Raw genomic sequence first — 16967 nt, 5'->3', positions numbered from 1 at the left:
TGCTGAAGATAGCGTATTTTTAAGTAATCAGACCTGATCAGTCCCCATTTACTCTTTCACCTGATCGTACGGTATGTAGTTTTCCCACTCCCAGGGGGTATAGGTATCGCCAATCGTGATCTCGAGCAATTCCTTGAAAATACTCTCGGCATTGTCGCTGTTGCTGAGGATAAGAATACCGGTGCCCTGCTCCGGGAAAATGATCGAATAGTGCTGAAATCCGTCGCCATGCCCCTCCTTGAAGACACCCCGGCCATAAGGCGAAGTCAGCAGCCCCCAACCCAGCCCGTAGCTCAGTTCAATGTCATCGTTGGCGGTTGTCTCACGCTGGCTTTGCGGACCAAACTGCGCTGCGGATCGGATACGAATCTGGGGACTGAACATTTCTCGGGTAGTAGCGGGCTGCAGCAACTTGTTTTGTAGCACCGCTTGCAGAAACAAGGTATAGTCGTCGAGGGTGGTTTCGAGTGTGCTGGCCGATCGGGCTTCGTTGTTCTTATCTTTCTCGTAGAGGTTGCCGTCTGATTTGTGGCCCAGCACATAATCCTGCTCAAAAGCCGGTTGCCAGGTATAGGAAGAGTTTTTCATACCTAAAGGCCGAAAGACCTTTTCATGCATCATCGTTTCAAGGGATTTGCCGGTCATCTTTTCGAGCACCACCTGCAGGTATACCAGCCCTTCGCCGGAGTAGCTGTACCTGGTGCCGGGCTCAAACTTTACCCGCAGCTTTTTATCTTCTTCAAACCAGCGCCAGTTCGGGAACCCGGACGTATGTGCCAGGCACATGCGAGCCGTTATGCGCTGGTAGAGCGTATCCTCTTTCAGGTCGCTGAAGTTGTCGTGCCACTTGGTCTGTGGGGTATAGGTATAGATGGGCTTCGGCAGATACTCCTGCAGCGGTTTGTCCAGATCGAGTGTTCCCTCCTCTACCAGCTTCATCACCAGAACTGCAAACACCGCTTTACTTAGGGAAGCCCCATAAAAGTTGGTGCTGGCACGGATGGGCGCTTTGGTGTCAAGCCGTTTGTAGCCAAAGGTCTTTTGATAAACAGGCTGCTGCTTGTTAAAGATCGTCACCGCCAACCCATGCACGTCGGCTGCCTGCATCAACTGCTGTATCTGTTGGTCCAGAGCTTTTGCGGAGGTCTTGCTGCCGTCGAGCCGGGTGATGGTCTGGGCCGAAAAGGTGAATATGGCCATGCAGATAATAATGGAGTAGACTTTTATCATAGTAGGTATAGCGTAGATGCAGGATACTTAAGTTACGTCAAAAAGCTTTGAATAACAACAGTTTAGCTTTGGCTTTATAAACAAAGAATGTTGGTATGCATTATCTAAAAACCGCCCCACGACAAGTTCTAGGCTCATTCTTTTGTCGCAAATCACCCTCCTTTTGACCTATTTACACCCCTATTGACCTATGGGCGCAAGTTTCGACTCACGTCTCACTTGTCCTCAAGGGGATCTTAAGGGCCCTACCATCACGATCGGTGCCAGCATAGCGGCAAGTTCAAAAAGCCGCTCTTTCTTTTCAGGAAGGCGGCTCTTTTGATTTTGAGATTGAAGCTATTGTTAGTAGGTATACTCCTCTACGGCTGGAGGCAACTTCGGATAATCCTGTATCTGGGTGGAGCGTTTTACTGGCATACCTGAGGCATGATAGGTATAGGTATACAGTGTCTTATTAATGCCTGGGTCTCTGAAACCCGGGTTGTTTCTGTGCAGTTTTACGTCTGGCAAGTAAAAGAACATGTTCGCATAAGGCTCAGGATTAATCTTATTGTCATAGTTGCCAAACTTCACAACTCTCGGACCACGCATATCATCCGGGCTGTTACTCGGCGACCAGGTGATCACGATATCCGTTAGATTGCTGTTCGCATCATAAACATAGTCTTTTATGCTCAGGTGTTCTTTATCATTTGACAGATAAGTCAGGGTCGTTTCTTTTACAAGCTTGTCGCCGCTGTACTCAAACAGGAAGCGAAAAAGAACCTTGTTGTCCGGGGTGTACTGCACTGCCTCCACTACCTTTTCACCTGCATAGGTATACAACAGATGATTACCATTCCTGTAGTTCAGTCTAACGGGTTTATCATCCTCATAAGCTACGGTATAGCCTATGTCCCCTTGGTTTGTAAAACTTAACTCGATCATCCTGTTTTGTGTATCATACTTGTATCGCTGCGTCTCAAACTGCTGCAGCAGGCTATTCGCTGTGACAGGTGGTGTAGTCGTAGGCGGCGTGGTGGTTGGGGTACCTTTCGAAGATTTGGTTGGTGCGGCAGGCAGGACTTCCTCTTTATCGCAGGAAGAGAGCGTTAGCAGGGAAATTCCAAATCCGGCCAACAGCAAGAGTAATCGGGGTTTTAAGCTAGAACTTTTCATAGTTTTATTTGTGGTATATTTTAAATACCGATAACAAGCCATATGCCAAAAATTAGCAAAGGCTAATATTTCGGGCTAAAGGCAGCAAAGTGCAGGTAAAAGATGGGGTTAACGTATGGGAATAGCAGTTATATGTTCGTTAACGGACAGGAGCTGTCCATTTATAATCAGAGCTAACACCTGAACTTACAGATCCACGAAAATTGAAACGATCCGCTCCACCCAGCCGACCATCAGGCTGGTAGTAACACCATCGAGCAGGGACTGGCCCATGTGATGGGTAACTGCCCGCTGCATATCGCGTTCTTCTTCCACTTCCCCTTTTCTGAATTTGCCCAGCGTGGAAGGGTTATTGGACTTCACGATCAGCGTATTGATGAGCCGGTTGCCGACCCGTAGCAGCAGGCCGGGATTCTCCGGATCGTCTTTGTTCAGGAGCTGTATCTTCAGGTTTTTGTACGGAAAATGGACTTGCCCCGTGGAAGCGGTTGCCGTCGACTCGATTGAAAAAGTGGCCTTGCCGATCTGTCCGCTGCTGATCCGGAGAAACATCATGTTCTCAAACAAAGGATTGAGCGCCGTAAAATCCATCGGGTCCAGGGTGCCCTCGTAGGTATAGCGGTCTTCCGGATGATTCATCTCAAATTTATAGCGCCCCTGAAGGGTGCTTGCCCCCATCAACTGGGCCGACACGTCTGCTGTAATGATGTTGTTCTGGCGAATGAATGTTGAGTCGTTCGTGATGTTGAACAGCTCTAAATGGACATCTTCCAATCGGAACACGCCCGGTTTGTCTGCATTGATGGCGATCACCGGATGTACGAGGTCCTTCTTGTCGACGATGACCGTGTCGAGCCGGATGTAGAGCTCCGCATCGCGCAGCATCTGTTGCAGGGTCGGTGGCTTTTGGTCCGGATCGAGGCCGATGCTGTTGTCGCGGAAGAGCTCCACAGTTGGGTTGCGGACAAGCATTTTGTGTGCGATCAGATTCTGGCTGTTGAACAGGGCCCGTAAACTGACGTTCACCAACTCAATTTCGGGTACGGCCAGGTCCACGCGGTCGCGGGCATATTCAAACAGGTCGGCATATTCTTCTTTGCTGAAAAGAGGCCGCACCCGGAGGCTGTCAACCAGCAGGGAATGATGCTGCATTGAAGCCGTGATCTCATTTATCTCCAGCGCATATAGACTGTCGGGCATGTAGTAGGAATAGCCTTTTATGAACACCTCGATATCGTCGACATCAAAGATATCCAGTGGGTCGTTTTCCTCCAGCGATACAAGCCGAAGCTGATCGATGCCCAGCACCACATGGGCCATAGTATGGCTGCTTCGGATGGTATCGTCCCGCAGTATCTCAAAGTCAAATGAGCCGTCAGTCACATCAATCCGCCCGATCCGTAAAGTTGAGACCAGTTCTTCTACCTGCTCGGCAGCGCCGTTGCTGGAAGCTGTATCCTGCTCGGCAAGGGCAAAGCTTCCTCCGGTGGGCACATCCTGGTCCTGCAGAATGTTCACCTCAGGGCCGGCAAGCAGCAGTCTGTCCATGTGGTACTGCCCCGTGGCATAGGCATGAATCAGGTTAAAGCCCGAAATGCGCGATCTTCGGGCGGAAATGTTGATCAGGTTGTGACTGGCCAGATCCGGCTCGGATACTTTAAGGCGTTCGTTCACCTCCCTGTCGGCCTTCACCTGCAGGGTACGGGCGACCAGCTCCTGCTGCCTGCTGGAGTAGTGCAGACTGTCCAGGTAGAAGGTATACAGGCTGTCGGTGGAGCGGTAGGTATAGTCTTTTGCCAGCAGGGTCAGCTCCTCCATCGGGAGCGTGTCGTTCAGGTTGGCAAAACTTTCCGGGGTGAGCTGAAAACCGGATATGGTGGTAGTGGCGTGCTCCAGCTGATGGGTGCGCATTACCCGCCGGAGCTTTTCGCTGAAGGTAAAGGAGCCGTCCTCCAGCCGGATGGTATTAACCGAAATCAGATCGAGCCTTTCAAAAAGGGCCTTTCCCGCATCCTGCTGTCCTGAGCCGGAAAACTCCGCCACCTGGCGGTCGAGCAGCATGGCCACTTCCGGCTGCCGGAGCACGAGTTGGTCTGCTTCCAGCCGCCTGGTGTTCACCGCCCTGATCAGGTCCAGCCCGGTGATCTGCAAGGCATGTGCCGACAGGTCCATCAGCTTACGGCTGGCATTGTTGTATCGCTTCTGCCGGTCGTTGGCTTGCAGGTTCGAGTTTACGTCAATGGACCGGGCCGTGAACTCCTGCTGCCGGGTAGAATAGCGAAGCCCGCCCAGGGTAAAGGTATAGGTATTGTCTGGCATCCGGTAGCGGTAGTTCCGTGCCGTTACCACCAGGTCCTGCAGGGGGATGGTAGGATCAGAGCTGAAGACAAAGGCAGAATCGAGTTCCAGGCCAGTGGCCAAAAGCGAGGCATGCTCCAGGTGCTGCAGGCGCTGTATGTTTCTATTCTTGCTGTGCTGTGTCAGAGCGGCATCGCGTATGCGGATCTCCCCTACCTGCAGGCTGCTCACCAGATCCGACACCTGCCCGTACAGCTCCTGCAGATCAGGCCCTTCGTCTGACTTCGGCACACGCTGGTCAGTGCGCACATCGATCAGTGGCTGTTCAACCCTTATACTGCCGATCGTTAAGCGGGACGTTTGGATCGCCTCCAGCAAGTCCATTTCCTCAAAACGCAGCTGCGGCAACCGGACGTCGTATAGCGTGTGCTTTGCCAGGTCCTGACTTTTCAACCTGTCGTTTTTGTTCCAGTCGCCGGCCAGGTGCAGGGCCTTTGCCTCGAGCAGCTTGTCGCGGGTGGACAGCTGCATGCCGCCTGCCTGCAAGGTATAGGGACTCTGCACAGGGTTGTAGGTATAGCGGCCCGTCGTGATACTGACTGCATCTGCAAAGGCTTTTTCTTTGGGAGCAAAAAGCGAAACCGAGTCGAGCTGCAGGTCCTCCAGGTGCAGGTTAGCCTTGGCCAGGCGGTGAATAGCCTGCGCCGTATCTGCTCCCAGGTGATAAGAAAAACTGCCATCTCTCAGGCGCAGCTCCTTTATACCCAGCGCCCGCAGGTAAGGCGACAACTGCGCATACTGCTCTTCCAGACTGGGGCTTTTCGCGGGTTCGGGTACGTTAGGGATTTCATGTATTCGCAGGCTCCCGCTCTCTAAAAGCAGCTGGTCGAGCTGTAGGTCCTTTGTTTCCCAGGCTGCCGCCACATCCAGACCGCTTATTTCGAGCAGTGGCGAACTGAACTGGTACAGGCTGCGATTGGCCTGCTTTTGGGGTAGCGCTGCATTAGCCTGCAGGTCTGGCTGCACGTCAATGTGTTGCGCTTTCAGTTTCTGCTGCCTCGATGCGTAGGTAAACTGCCCAACACGGATGGTATACACGCTGTCGGGTGCCTGGTAGGTATAGCGCCGGATTTCGAGGTCAAGGGCGTCTGCCTGCACCATCCGGCTGATATCGCCTTGCGCCTGCAGATCCAGTTGCAGTTCCTGCACTTGCAGCGACAGTTCCGGGATGTCATGCAGCGGCCTCCCCTTCTCCTCCAGCAGCTGATAGCGGTAACTGCCCTCTTGCAGGTCGATTTCCCGGATGCGCAGCTCCTCCAGACCGCCTTTTCCTTTGGAGTCCTGCCGACTTTCCTTCGTGACAGACGCATCGTGCAGGTGCGTGATCTTGGGTCGTTCTGCCATGACCTTGCCCAGCATCAGACGGCCGTTGAAGATGAGTGCGCGGAGGTTGATGCCCGTGATTTCCAGCTTCGGGCTTTGCACCTTGAACAGGCTGGGACTGGCCTGCCCCTGCTCCTTTTGCTGCCGGTGCACGGCGGTATCAAGGTTCAGTTGCAGCCCACGCACGGTAAGGCCCCAGTTGCGCAGACTCAAATCCAGTTCGTCTAGCTCGAGTTGGTAAAGCCCCTGTGTTTGCTCGGCTACCTGCTTTTTGAGAAAACGCTCCACCAGAGGCTCTGCAAAAAGGAAGATTGCAAAGAGTGCCAGCAGCAGCAAACCCGCGAAACTCACAAGCACGATGGCTGTAATTCTCAAGGCTTTCCGGCCCTTGCCGGGCGTAGCTGGTTCTGACATAAATCGTTTCTGTTCGGGGAAAAGGTGAAAGGCATAACCTGATGCCAGTGCCTTGTTTTACGGGAGGAAGGGCTTTGGGATGTTGTTGAAGAAGGAACCGTAATAATTAGAGAATAGCTCTGTCATTTATTGAGCTTGCTTCAAAAATGGGTTACCGCTATACCTGCGCTAAACACAGATCCATTACTCGTTACCATTACAAATCAGACAGGGACTTCTCACCCTGTATAAAACTTAGGACATTAACGAAAAGCTAATTCATTAGTATTCTCAGAATAATACAGCAACAGAGAGCCCCGTATATATAGCAAAAAGAGCCGCTCCTTCCACTTGGAAAGACGGCTCTTCTACTTTCATAGCTTGACGGTATGTTACTCGTATTGATAGCTTTCGCTGGTAGCTGGCACATGCGGGTAGGCTTTCAGTTTGGAGAAGCGCTGCTTTGGCATACCGGACTCGTGGTAGCTGTAGGCATAGAGCTCTTCATCCCGGAAGCCCGGGTTGTTTTGAAACAATTTCACGCCAGGCAAAAAATGGTGCTCTGAATATAAGGCAGCGGGTTTGGCTTGTCGTCGAAAGCTCCCCAGGCGATCACAAATGGTCTGCCCAGGTTTTCAGCTTTGCTGTCCGTCGACCAGGCCTGTACCAGCTCGGTCAGGTTGCCATTCCCATCATACTTATAGTCGATCACATGAAGTCTGCCTTCCGGTAAAGTCGCATAGCTGATGTTGACCTCCTTTACCAGCCTGTCGCCCTCGTAGGCATAGGTATAGTGGTAGATCGGCTGCTGTATTTGGTTATTGATGTATGAGGGTCAAAACGAAATAGTTTGAATTAACGATGCTTCAAATGCAAGTTTTAGAATTGTCTGATTACTATAAGTAGGCGAAAATTGACAACCTAAAGAATTCAGTTAGATAAGGAAATTACTATATTGTCGGTATGAAAAAGAGAAGTTCTGCCAGTATACCTTCTGCCCTTCCCTCATACCTGAAGAGATTTATAAAATTACGTCAGGGCGTAACCAAGTATGGCAAAGCACCACATAAGCCAGTTTTACTACTCACGCTCATCGAACTATTTGAAAAAGCTGAACTGACTGCTAACAAGGTCTATATATCACCTGAACTGGTAGCGCAGTTTAAAGAGGCCTTTGCCCTGCTTGTGAGAACGGCTCATACTTCTGACTTTTCATTACCTTTTTACCATTTAGCTGCAGAAGGTTTCTGGCATGTAAAAACAAAGCTAGGTCCTCCTCTACAAGTTCATATTAGAAGCATTCATACGTTGAGTGAAGTGGTTGACTTCGGTTATTTTTCTGACGAGCTCTATCAACTTCTACTAGACTCAGAGTCCCGTAGTATTTTAAAAACCGCACTGCTCGACCATTATTTCCCTGATACAAAGGCTGAATACGTTAAAACTAAACAAGGAGGCTACATCCAGAACCTGCAGAGCTACCTACTCAACGAAAGTCCGGCAAGCTATACCTTGGCTTTGAACGAAACAGACGAGGAAGAGCAATTTATCCGGGGTGGGATGTTCAAAAAACTTGTGCCACAGGTATACAACCACACCTGTTGCATTTCTGGTATGCGGCTTGTGTCAAACCACGGATTTTCGATGATCGATGCTTGCCATATCGTGCCATTCAGTTTAAGTAAGGATGACAAAATCAACAATGGATTGGCTCTCTGTCCCAACCTTCACCGGGATTTTGATCGTGGTCTGATCTCCGTAGATGAAAAGCTCAAAGTGCTAGTATCAGACGCAATAGCAGAAGACCTGACAAATGCCTATGCGCTTCTACACCTCAAAGGTAAGCCGCTATCTCTGCCTTTTGGAGCAAAGCATTATCCGAACACATCTAATCTAGCCTGGCATCGGGAACATGTTTTTAAAGGCTAAACGAGTTAAAAAATTCTTCTTAATTTAGTCAGTCATATTACTACTCCATGCTCAAAGAAGGAATTTACGAACAGTTAATCACAGCATCGCTGAAAGACAAGATCAATAGTATTCCTTCTGACAAGTTCTTCATAGCGCAAGCCCAGATTGATAAAGAGGAAGCTGCCAGTATTCTTTCTGACTATCTGATAAATCTGCTTCAATTAGCTTTAAGAGAGTTGAAGAAAGAGAACATTCAACAACAGGTTAAATTCTGTAATGAGATCATTCAGTTTGTAGATGAAAGGTTAAACCTTGAGGCGAGCGATAGTCTGATTTACCATGAAGGCCAAATTCTGACAGCTGTTTTGTCTAAGATTGGTAAAACAGACAAACAAGTACAGGACGATCTGAACCGGAAAATTCCTCAAACTGGCTTATCCGTTAGCAGTCTATTTACAGGAAGTAACTCGGATATCTCAATCGATACGGAGATCGAACGCGACATAGTATCGGCGGACAAAATCTATTGGATCATCTCCTTTATCAGATGGTCTGGCCTGCGAATTTTTGAACGTGCCCTGAGAGAATTTACAGCCCGTGAAGGTGCCGAGCTTCGGATTATCACAACTTCCTATATGGGTGCCACAGAGGCAAGAGCGCTGGACTTTTTATCAAAGCTTCCCAATACGCACATTAAGATCTCATACCAGACCAAAATCGAGCGACTGCACGCCAAGGCTTACATCTTTGAAAGAAATACCAATTTCAATACTGCGTTTATTGGCTCATCCAACTTATCTAAATCGGCTTTAACAAAAGGTCTGGAGTGGAATTTGCGCGTAACCAGTCAGGAGAATCCTCACATCATAGAAAAGGCGAAAGCCACTTTCGATCATTACTGGAACAGCATCGATTTTGAGGATCTAACTATCGGTGGTATAGCTAAATTTAAAGAAGCCATACAGCAAGAGAAACAACGTGAAAATGTAGTTTCACTAACGGACTATTTTAAAATTAACCCCTTCCCATTTCAGAAGGAAGTGCTGGAAAAACTACAAGTAGAACGGGAGCTGTACAACAACTACCGAAATCTTTTGGTAGCAGCCACGGGCACGGGTAAAACCATTATTTCAGCCTTCGATTACCAACGGTTTTTCCTGGCGCAGAAAGGCAAAGCCAACCTGCTTTTTATAGCGCACCGAAAGGAGATTTTGGAGCAGGCCATTGCCTCTTTCAGAGCAGTGCTCGGATCCGGGTTCAATGATTTTGGACAGCTCTGGGTAGGAAACTATACCCCTCAGGATGGGGATTTAAAGCACCTCTTTGTTTCCATTCAAACTTTTAATTCACAGAAAGAGCTCTTTCAGGAAAGGTTCTCGAAAGATTATTATGATTATATAGTCATAGACGAAGCACACCACAGCCAAGCCGATACATACCGTAGCATCTTTGCGCTGTTCGAGCCAAAAATTCTGCTCGGACTTACTGCCACGCCGGAGCGTATGGACGGCAAGAGTCTGCTGCCAGATTTCAATAATAAAATAGCGGCTGAGATAAGATTAGCAGATGCGCTTACCTTAAAACTGCTCAGCCCATTTCAGTACTTCTGTATCTCTGATGAAAAAAGTGTTAACCTGAAGAACGTCAAGTGGGAAGCCGGAAGGTATAATACTACTGATCTGACAGCGGTACTCTCTACCAGGCAAAGAGCGGCCTTGATTATAGAGTCAGTAGAGCACTACTTGACAGATCCTTTCGAATCGAAAACGCTGGGGTTCTGCAGCTCAAAGGCGCATGCCCAGTTCATGAGCGATGCCTTTAATGCGGCTGGCTACAAAGCTGTTTCTTTAGTTAGCGGCAATGGCAATGACACCGAACGAACGACCATCAGGCAGCGGCTGATAAAAGGCGAAGTCAACTTTGTTTTCGTGGTCGACATATTCAACGAAGGAGTAGACATACCTGAGATTGATACCGTCCTGTTCCTGCGCCCTACCGAGAGTTTAACAATATTTCTGCAGCAACTTGGCCGCGGACTTAGAATTTCGGAAGGCAAGGAATGCCTAACCGTACTCGATTTTGTAAGCCAGGCACATGTTAACTATAACTTCTCAGATAAGTTTAGAGCACTCGCTGGCAAGTCCAGATTTAGTATTCAGAAAGAAATTGAAAACAACTTTCCCCATCTCCCCGCTGGTTGTAACATCCGCATGGAGAAACAAGCCAAAGAGTATATACTCGAAAATATCAAGAATGCCGTTTTCAACCTCCGTAGACTCCGAAGTGAGGTAACAAATTTTCAACATATTGCTCATCAGCAACTGACGCTTACAAACTTCCTGCAGTTTCATCAATTAGATATCCGCACCATATACACTACCAGTACCTGGTCTGAACTAAAGCAGGATGCAGGGCTTATAAAATATGAAGCTAAAGGCTTACATACCCAGATAGCAAAGGGCCTGAAGCGAATAGTTCAAATTGACTCTCCCTCTTATCTTGCCTTCATAGCAAAACTTATAGCGCATGATTTTAATTATACCTGCACGAATGCAATAGATGAACAGTTTGCGCTGATGTTCTATTATGACATCTGGCAAAAAGGCATAAGAGAATATGGCTTTACAAGTATACAGCAGGGACTGAAGGAACTAACAAAGTATCCGGTGCTCAAGGAAGAACTGCACGAGATCATCTCACATTTGCAAAGCCGACTTGAGCATACTACGAAGGCGGTTGATTTAGAATTCCCCTTGGCGCTGGAAGTTCATGCGCGCTATTCGAGAGATGAAATTTTGTGTGCCTTTGGTAAAACAACTCCCGAAAGACCATTTCCTTCCCAAGAAGGAGTTATCAATATTCCCATACTAAATACAGAGTTACTACTCGTTACCTTAAACAAATCAGACAAAGACTTCTCTCCTAGCACACAGTATGAAGATTATGCAATTAGCGAAAAGATATTCCACTGGCAGTCTCAAAACAAGACAGCCCCTGAAAGCCCTATAGGTATATCCTACATCAAACACAGAGAAATCAATAAAAACCTTCTGCTTTTTGTGCGTGAAGAGAAAAAAGATAATCATGGATTCACAAGTCCATATTACTTCTTAGGACCTGTAGATTATATCTCTCATAAAGGCTCAAAACCTATGAGTATAAATTGGGAGTTACAAGAACCAATGCCTGCTTTCTTGTGGAAGGGCGTTGCTAAGATGGCTGTGGGATAATTTTTCTAAACTAAACTTAAAAAATATCTCAGTCTTGAAGCTAATCGACAAACTAGCCTGGATCGAAATCCAGGACGGTAAAATACTGAGCACCCGCAGCAAGGGCAGAACCAAATACTATTTTCCCGGCGGAAAGCGGGAACTGGGCGAAAGCGACTTTGAAGCTTTGTCGAGGGAAATAAACGAAGAACTCAGCATTTCCCTGATCGAGGACAGTACCCAATTCCTGGGTGTATTTCAGGCGCAGGCCGACAGTCATCCGGATGGCGTGCAGGTGCAAATGACCTGTTATACCGGCTCCTTCACCGGCACTATCACCGCGGCCAGTGAAATAGAAGAAGTGGTGTGGCTGACCTATCAGGACAGAGAGGCCGTGTCACCTGTAGACCAAATCATCTTCGACTGGCTGAAAGAACGGAAGCTTATTCAGTAAGCTATACCTGTTTTTAAAACTTCCCTCCACACACAGCTTCCCTCCCACACTTCCCGTACATTTGCGGTATGCTGCAGGAGCTGAGACAATTTTTCAGGAGTACCGACTTTGTAAAGGCGCTGGTGATTACCTTTGGTGCCGCCGTGCCTGTTTCGCTGGGGCTATGGCTCGGGCAGGGGCCTTATTTTCTGAGCGTTGCCATGGGAGTTGTGCTGGCCTCGGGGAGTGATGTGCCGGGTAGCAGACAGCATAAAACCATCGGCATCCTCGTTTCGGCTGCCATCGCCATGCTGGCCAGTATTGTCATTGGTCTGGCGTCAGTTAGTCTATACCTGTTGCTGCCGGTACTGGCTGTGCTGGTGTTCGGCATCTCCTTTATTTCTGTGTATGGCTTCCGGGCTTCACTGGTGTCTTTTGCCGGACTGATGGCCATTGTGCTGAGCTTTGTACACGCGCACACAGGCGCCGATATTCTTATACACGGTCTGCTGTTGGGGGCTGGGGGCTTGTGGGCGCTCCTGCTTTCGCTTGTTTTCCATTCGCTGCTGCAGAGGCGACAGGCTGAGACGCTCCTGATCAACTGTTTGCGCCAGACGGCCCGCTACATCCATTTGCGCGGGAAACTCACAACGGAAAGCCCGGAACAGGAGGCGCTTCAGAAAGAACTCTACAACCTGCAGGTGAAACTGAACGAGACGCACGAGGCCTTGCGCGAAGTGCTCCTGCATGAAAGGCAAAGCTCCGGCACCTCCAACTACAGCCGCAAGCAGCTTCTGATCTTTATCGAGCTGATCGACATCCTGGAATTATCGCTTGCCAACCCGGCTAATTACGAACGTGCCCGGGCGCTGTTCGGGCAGTCCGGCAGGGTGCTGCTGCCGTTCATTAAGCTGGTCTTTGAGCTGTCGGCCAAGCTGGACGATCTGGCTGACAGCATGGAGCAGGGGCATGCCCTGTCAGCGGAAAAAGACCTGGAGCCCCTGCTGCAGAAGTGCAATGACAGCATCCGGCAGTACGTGGAAGAGCTGAAACTGCCCCAGGCCCGGGAAGGTGCGCTTTTGCTCCACAATTTGCTGGACTACGAAGAAAAGCTGCTGCAGAAAATCACCTCCATCGAGCGGGTATACCTGAACCTGGAAGAGCAGCAGAGCATCGGGTTGCAAAGCAGGGAGAGCCGGCAGTTTATCACCCAGCAGGATTACGATGTACGGATCCTGCGGGACAGCTTCTCATCGGAGTCGCCCATCTTTAAACATGCCGGTAGGTTGACTTTCGCCATGCTATTGGGCTACGTGCTGGGCATCGTTTTCCCGATACAGAACGCTTACTGGATCCTGCTCACGATTGTGGTGATCATGCGGCCTGGCTATACCCTGACCAAGGAACGGTCGAAGCATAGGCTCTTCGGTACCTTGCTGGGTGCCGTGATAGCGGGCACGGTAGTGCTCCTGGTGCACAACGTATACCTGTACGGTGCGCTGGCCCTGGTTTCGCTGGTGCTTTCCTTCGCTTTTGTCCAGCGCAACTACCGCACCTCCTCTATTTTCGTGACCACTGGCGTCATCTTTATCTATGCCCTTATTACCCCGAATGCCTTCGAGGCGATCCAGTTCCGGGTGATCGATACCCTGACCGGAGCAGCCATTGCCCTGGGGGCTATTTCTTTTCTGTGGCCTTCGTGGGAGTCGCTGAGCATCAAAGGCAACATTGTGAAGGCCCTGCACGCCAACCGCAGCTACCTGGCCGAGATAGACAGGTATAGCCAGCACACATCGCAGAATACTACGGACTACAAACTCGCCCGAAAAGAAGCCTTTCTGCAGATGGGCAACCTGAATGCGGCGTTCCAGCGGATGAGCCAGGAGCCGAAGTCTGCGCAGCAGCAACTGATGGAAATCTACGAGATCGTCGGCCTGAACCATACCTTTCTGGCGGCTGCAGCTGCGCTGGGCACCTTTATCCGGGACAATAAGACGGAGGCTGCCTCGGAAGACCTGCACCTGATCATCAAATCGATAGACGCCAACCTGGCGCAGGCCCTGCAAACCCTGCAGGAGGAGACACCACAGGCCGAATCAGTGGCCCGGGAAGAGTTGGTGGAGGCCTACGACCACCTGGAGGGCAGGTATAACGAGTTAGTAGCCATCCGCACCCGCGAACTGGCCGGTGCCACGTACAAGCCCATTGCCCCTGGTTTTCTGAAGAATCTGAAGGAGGCCCGCCTGATCTCGGATCAGCTGAAATGGCTGCACACCATCTCCGGGAATCTGAAGAAAGCAGTATCGGAACTGGCCTGATCAGCATGGCCTAGCTGCTGCACCGCTGCAGATAGCAGCGGCATTTCATATACATTTCCCTTATCTTGCGTTTAATTACGCTTAGCACAACATACTCATATGTCCCACCAACCCCACTACTCTCCTATGGCCCGGCAGTTGTTCGGCCAGTTCCTGGATCAGGAAATAGACCGCGACACCCTGATCGGGCGTTTGCAGGAAATGGAACTGCAGCTGCAGGCGGATGCCGGGGATGAAAGCGAAGAAGACGATTTTGTAGTCCAGACGCTGCGTATCCGCATTTTTGGAGGTGACACAGCGGGCGTCAGCATCCGGGAGATAGAGCAGGACCTGCAGGACCTCTCCCACCCCAACGCCCAGATCCTGATGCGGGGCATTGCCTTTGGTCTGGCAGAAGATGAGCTGGAGGTACACTTTGAATAGGAAAATAACGTACCTTTAGCTATACCTTAACCTTATACCTATGGCAAAGTCACAAGACGCAAAAAAGGACGTAAAGAAAAAGCCAGCCAAAACTCCAAAGGAAAAGCAGGCGGCTAAACTCGAAAAGAAAAAGAAAAGCTACGATTAGCGTAAATGCCCTGCCCCAGCCGGCAGTTATAGCATACGATTTTTGGAAAAGCAGCAGCCCCAGAGGTTGCTGCTTTTTTTATTTTGTTCCGGGTACGGGAGTCATTCTATGCACTTCATCAACCTTAACATCAGGTATATTATTATGTGATTTTATACCTGTAAATGTCAGACAACCTGTATATTTGCGACTTTCTGATAACAGCCCATTTTTAGTACTTACCAGCCTATGAAGCAAATTTTACGCCTGCTGCTCGGGATCATCCCGTGCCTTTTTCTTGCCTGCGACTACAGCCCCTCGGGCAGTCATTTTGAAGAGGTAAGTCCACACGTCGATGTGGTGGGTGATATCCAGTTAGACAACTTTCCGGAGCAGGATACCCTGATGCTGCGGGGTTTGGTCAACCTGCAATTCAACGTTTCGCTTCCGGGGCGCACCATTTACTCTGTAGAGCTTTTGCTGGATAAAAAATCGCTGGGCACGGCTACGTCAGCCACCGGACAGCGCCAGTTGCAGACAACCGATTTTGCCGACGGCTATTATAGGCTTCAGCTGAATGTGGTAGGCAACTCAGGCACTGGTAGTCTGGCAGACAAAGCAGGAGCCGAGGGCGTACAGGTATACAGAACATGGGTGGTGTACATCGATAACACAATCCCAAAACCAGTTACGCTCACGAGCGTGAAAGCCGAAGAGGGCAGCCTGAAGCTGGAATGGAAAAAGTACCGGGGAACCGGCTTCCAGAAGTATGAGATCATGCGGCAGTATCCGGGCCACCAGTTCACCAGTGTGGTCGTTGCCACGATTACCGATCCGAACCAGACCACCTGGTTCGACACCGACTACCTGGGAGAGCGGGTTTCCTATAGCGTGGTGACGCGCGTAAACGGGTACTATTATAACCTGTACAGTAATTCAATCCCTTACTTTTACCCGAAACCGCAGGTGCTGAGTAGCACAATCAGCCCAGCCAAAGAGCTTATCATTACATTCAGCTCCACTCCTTTCTACAGGAATCTAGGCAGCTACGAACTTACCCTGAATTCCAACAGGGTTTTTACCATAACCAATCCGAAGGATACGGTGATTACCACGCCTGCCAACATATTTGGTGAAGAACTGCACGCCACCCTGGTGACCTACCCAAAGTCATTTCCGGGAGCAAGCTCAAGGTACGAGGTGGACTATGCCATCTTATCAGGTATGGGCGCTCCCTGGGGACCGCTGAGAGTCGAAGGTCTGTTTGGGCAGCCCTCTTCCGGAAAGCTTTATTTTACTGACATGGGCTATCTCAAGGTGGTGGATGCCGCCACCCGGCATGTCGAGCAGCAGCGGAACATTATGTACCTGCAGGCCGACAGCGAGAAACAGGACGTGATCTCCCAGGATGGCAAGATCCTGTATAGCATCATCGGCAATGCTGTTCACAGGCTGCACCCGCTCACACTTCAGACGCTGGCGTCCTACGAACTGAACGATTTACTGCCAGAGGAACTCTATCATTTCAGTATGCTGGACGGCGTGAGCAATACCAACCGACTGATTCTGCGGGCCCGCAACACAGCGTATTACGAAGACACAAAGGATCATGCCTATGTGATCGATATGGAGCAGCAAAAGGTAGTTACGGCCATTGAGACTGACCTCTCGTATGGCTACTCCATGATCAGTCCGGATGGAAAAATCATTAGTGCTGCGGATCAGGTATATGTGGAGCAAAGTAATGGCAGCTGGAAAAAACTGGCGCTGACAAAGCAGGAGGCGAATACCCTCACCTTTCACAGGGCCAGTCCGCTGTTCTTTACCACAAAAGGGACAACCATCTCCTTTTACTCCACGGTGGATGGCACGCTCCAGTCAACCCTTGAAACAGAAAGAGAATTGTACATGCCCGACACGGATCCTTTTACAGGCCACCTCTATGGCAGCCATTATAACCAGGTTTATATTTACAACAGCAGCACGGGCCAGTTAGTCAACAAGCTCGAAGTAGTATATGGGACCCCGGTTTTCCTTTACAACAACACGCTTTATTCCGGCAACCGCTATCTGAAATTGTAAGG

The 16967-nt window shown here is 49.8% G+C and carries 11 protein-coding genes; 6 read left to right on the top strand and 5 right to left on the bottom strand.

Translation table 11 applies throughout. The features are described 5' to 3' along the window. Window positions 1–48: 48 nt before the first annotated feature. The 5 genes from Q1A54_RS05440 to Q1A54_RS05420 form a co-directional block, all read right to left on the bottom strand. Entirely contained in the window at window positions 49–1230 is a 1182-nt protein-coding gene (locus Q1A54_RS05440; protein ID WP_299985687.1) for a serine hydrolase domain-containing protein, read from the bottom strand. A gap of 342 nt (window positions 1231–1572) precedes the next feature. Beyond that, window positions 1573–2388: a hypothetical protein gene (locus Q1A54_RS05435; RefSeq protein ID WP_299985686.1), complete on the bottom strand. Its 816-nt coding sequence runs from the start codon at window positions 2386–2388 to the stop codon at window positions 1573–1575. 186 nt (window positions 2389–2574) lie between these two features. Continuing rightward, a complete protein-coding gene (locus Q1A54_RS05430; RefSeq protein ID WP_299985684.1) occupies window positions 2575–6483 on the bottom strand; it encodes a hypothetical protein in 3909 nt (1302 codons plus the stop codon). Window positions 6484–6854: 371 nt separating this feature from the next. Further along, on the bottom strand, window positions 6855–7004 hold the full coding sequence (locus tag Q1A54_RS05425) for a hypothetical protein (RefSeq protein WP_299985681.1): 150 nt from the start codon (window positions 7002–7004) through the stop codon (window positions 6855–6857). Further along, a complete protein-coding gene (locus tag Q1A54_RS05420; protein ID WP_299985680.1) occupies window positions 7001–7174 on the bottom strand; it encodes a hypothetical protein in 174 nt (57 codons plus the stop codon). The genes Q1A54_RS05425 and Q1A54_RS05420 overlap by 4 nt, the downstream gene beginning before the upstream one ends. 251 nt (window positions 7175–7425) lie before the next feature. Between Q1A54_RS05420 and Q1A54_RS05415 the strand changes: the two genes are divergently transcribed. The 6 genes from Q1A54_RS05415 to Q1A54_RS05390 all read left to right on the top strand — a co-directional run bounded on the left by Q1A54_RS05415 (window position 7426) and on the right by Q1A54_RS05390 (window position 16965). After that, a complete protein-coding gene (locus Q1A54_RS05415; RefSeq protein ID WP_299985678.1) occupies window positions 7426–8391 on the top strand; it encodes an HNH endonuclease in 966 nt (321 codons plus the stop codon). Between the two features lie 47 nt (window positions 8392–8438). After that, complete coding sequence (locus tag Q1A54_RS05410; RefSeq protein ID WP_299985676.1) at window positions 8439–11603, top strand: DEAD/DEAH box helicase; 3165 nt, start codon at window positions 8439–8441, stop codon at window positions 11601–11603. Between the two features lie 34 nt (window positions 11604–11637). Next, the gene (locus tag Q1A54_RS05405; RefSeq protein WP_299985674.1) at window positions 11638–12036 is read left to right on the top strand and encodes an NUDIX domain-containing protein; all 399 of its coding nucleotides are present in this window, start codon (window positions 11638–11640) and stop codon (window positions 12034–12036) included. A 68-nt stretch (window positions 12037–12104) separates the two neighbouring features. Continuing rightward, window positions 12105–14333 (top strand): FUSC family membrane protein, encoded by a 2229-nt coding sequence (locus Q1A54_RS05400; protein ID WP_299985673.1) that lies wholly within the window; start codon window positions 12105–12107, stop codon window positions 14331–14333. 99 nt (window positions 14334–14432) lie between these two features. After that, complete coding sequence (locus tag Q1A54_RS05395) at window positions 14433–14756, top strand: hypothetical protein (protein ID WP_230391952.1); 324 nt, start codon at window positions 14433–14435, stop codon at window positions 14754–14756. A 376-nt stretch (window positions 14757–15132) separates the two neighbouring features. Then, window positions 15133–16965: a hypothetical protein gene (locus tag Q1A54_RS05390; RefSeq protein ID WP_299985672.1), complete on the top strand. Its 1833-nt coding sequence runs from the start codon at window positions 15133–15135 to the stop codon at window positions 16963–16965. The last annotated feature ends 2 nt before the right edge of the window (window positions 16966–16967 follow it).

Origin of the sequence: uncultured Pontibacter sp. (genome assembly GCF_947502515.1) — a bacterium.
In the GTDB taxonomy this organism is placed as follows: domain Bacteria; phylum Bacteroidota; class Bacteroidia; order Cytophagales; family Hymenobacteraceae; genus Pontibacter.
Note: the sequence above shows the minus strand (reverse complement) of the source record. Positions and strands in the feature narration are given on the sequence as shown.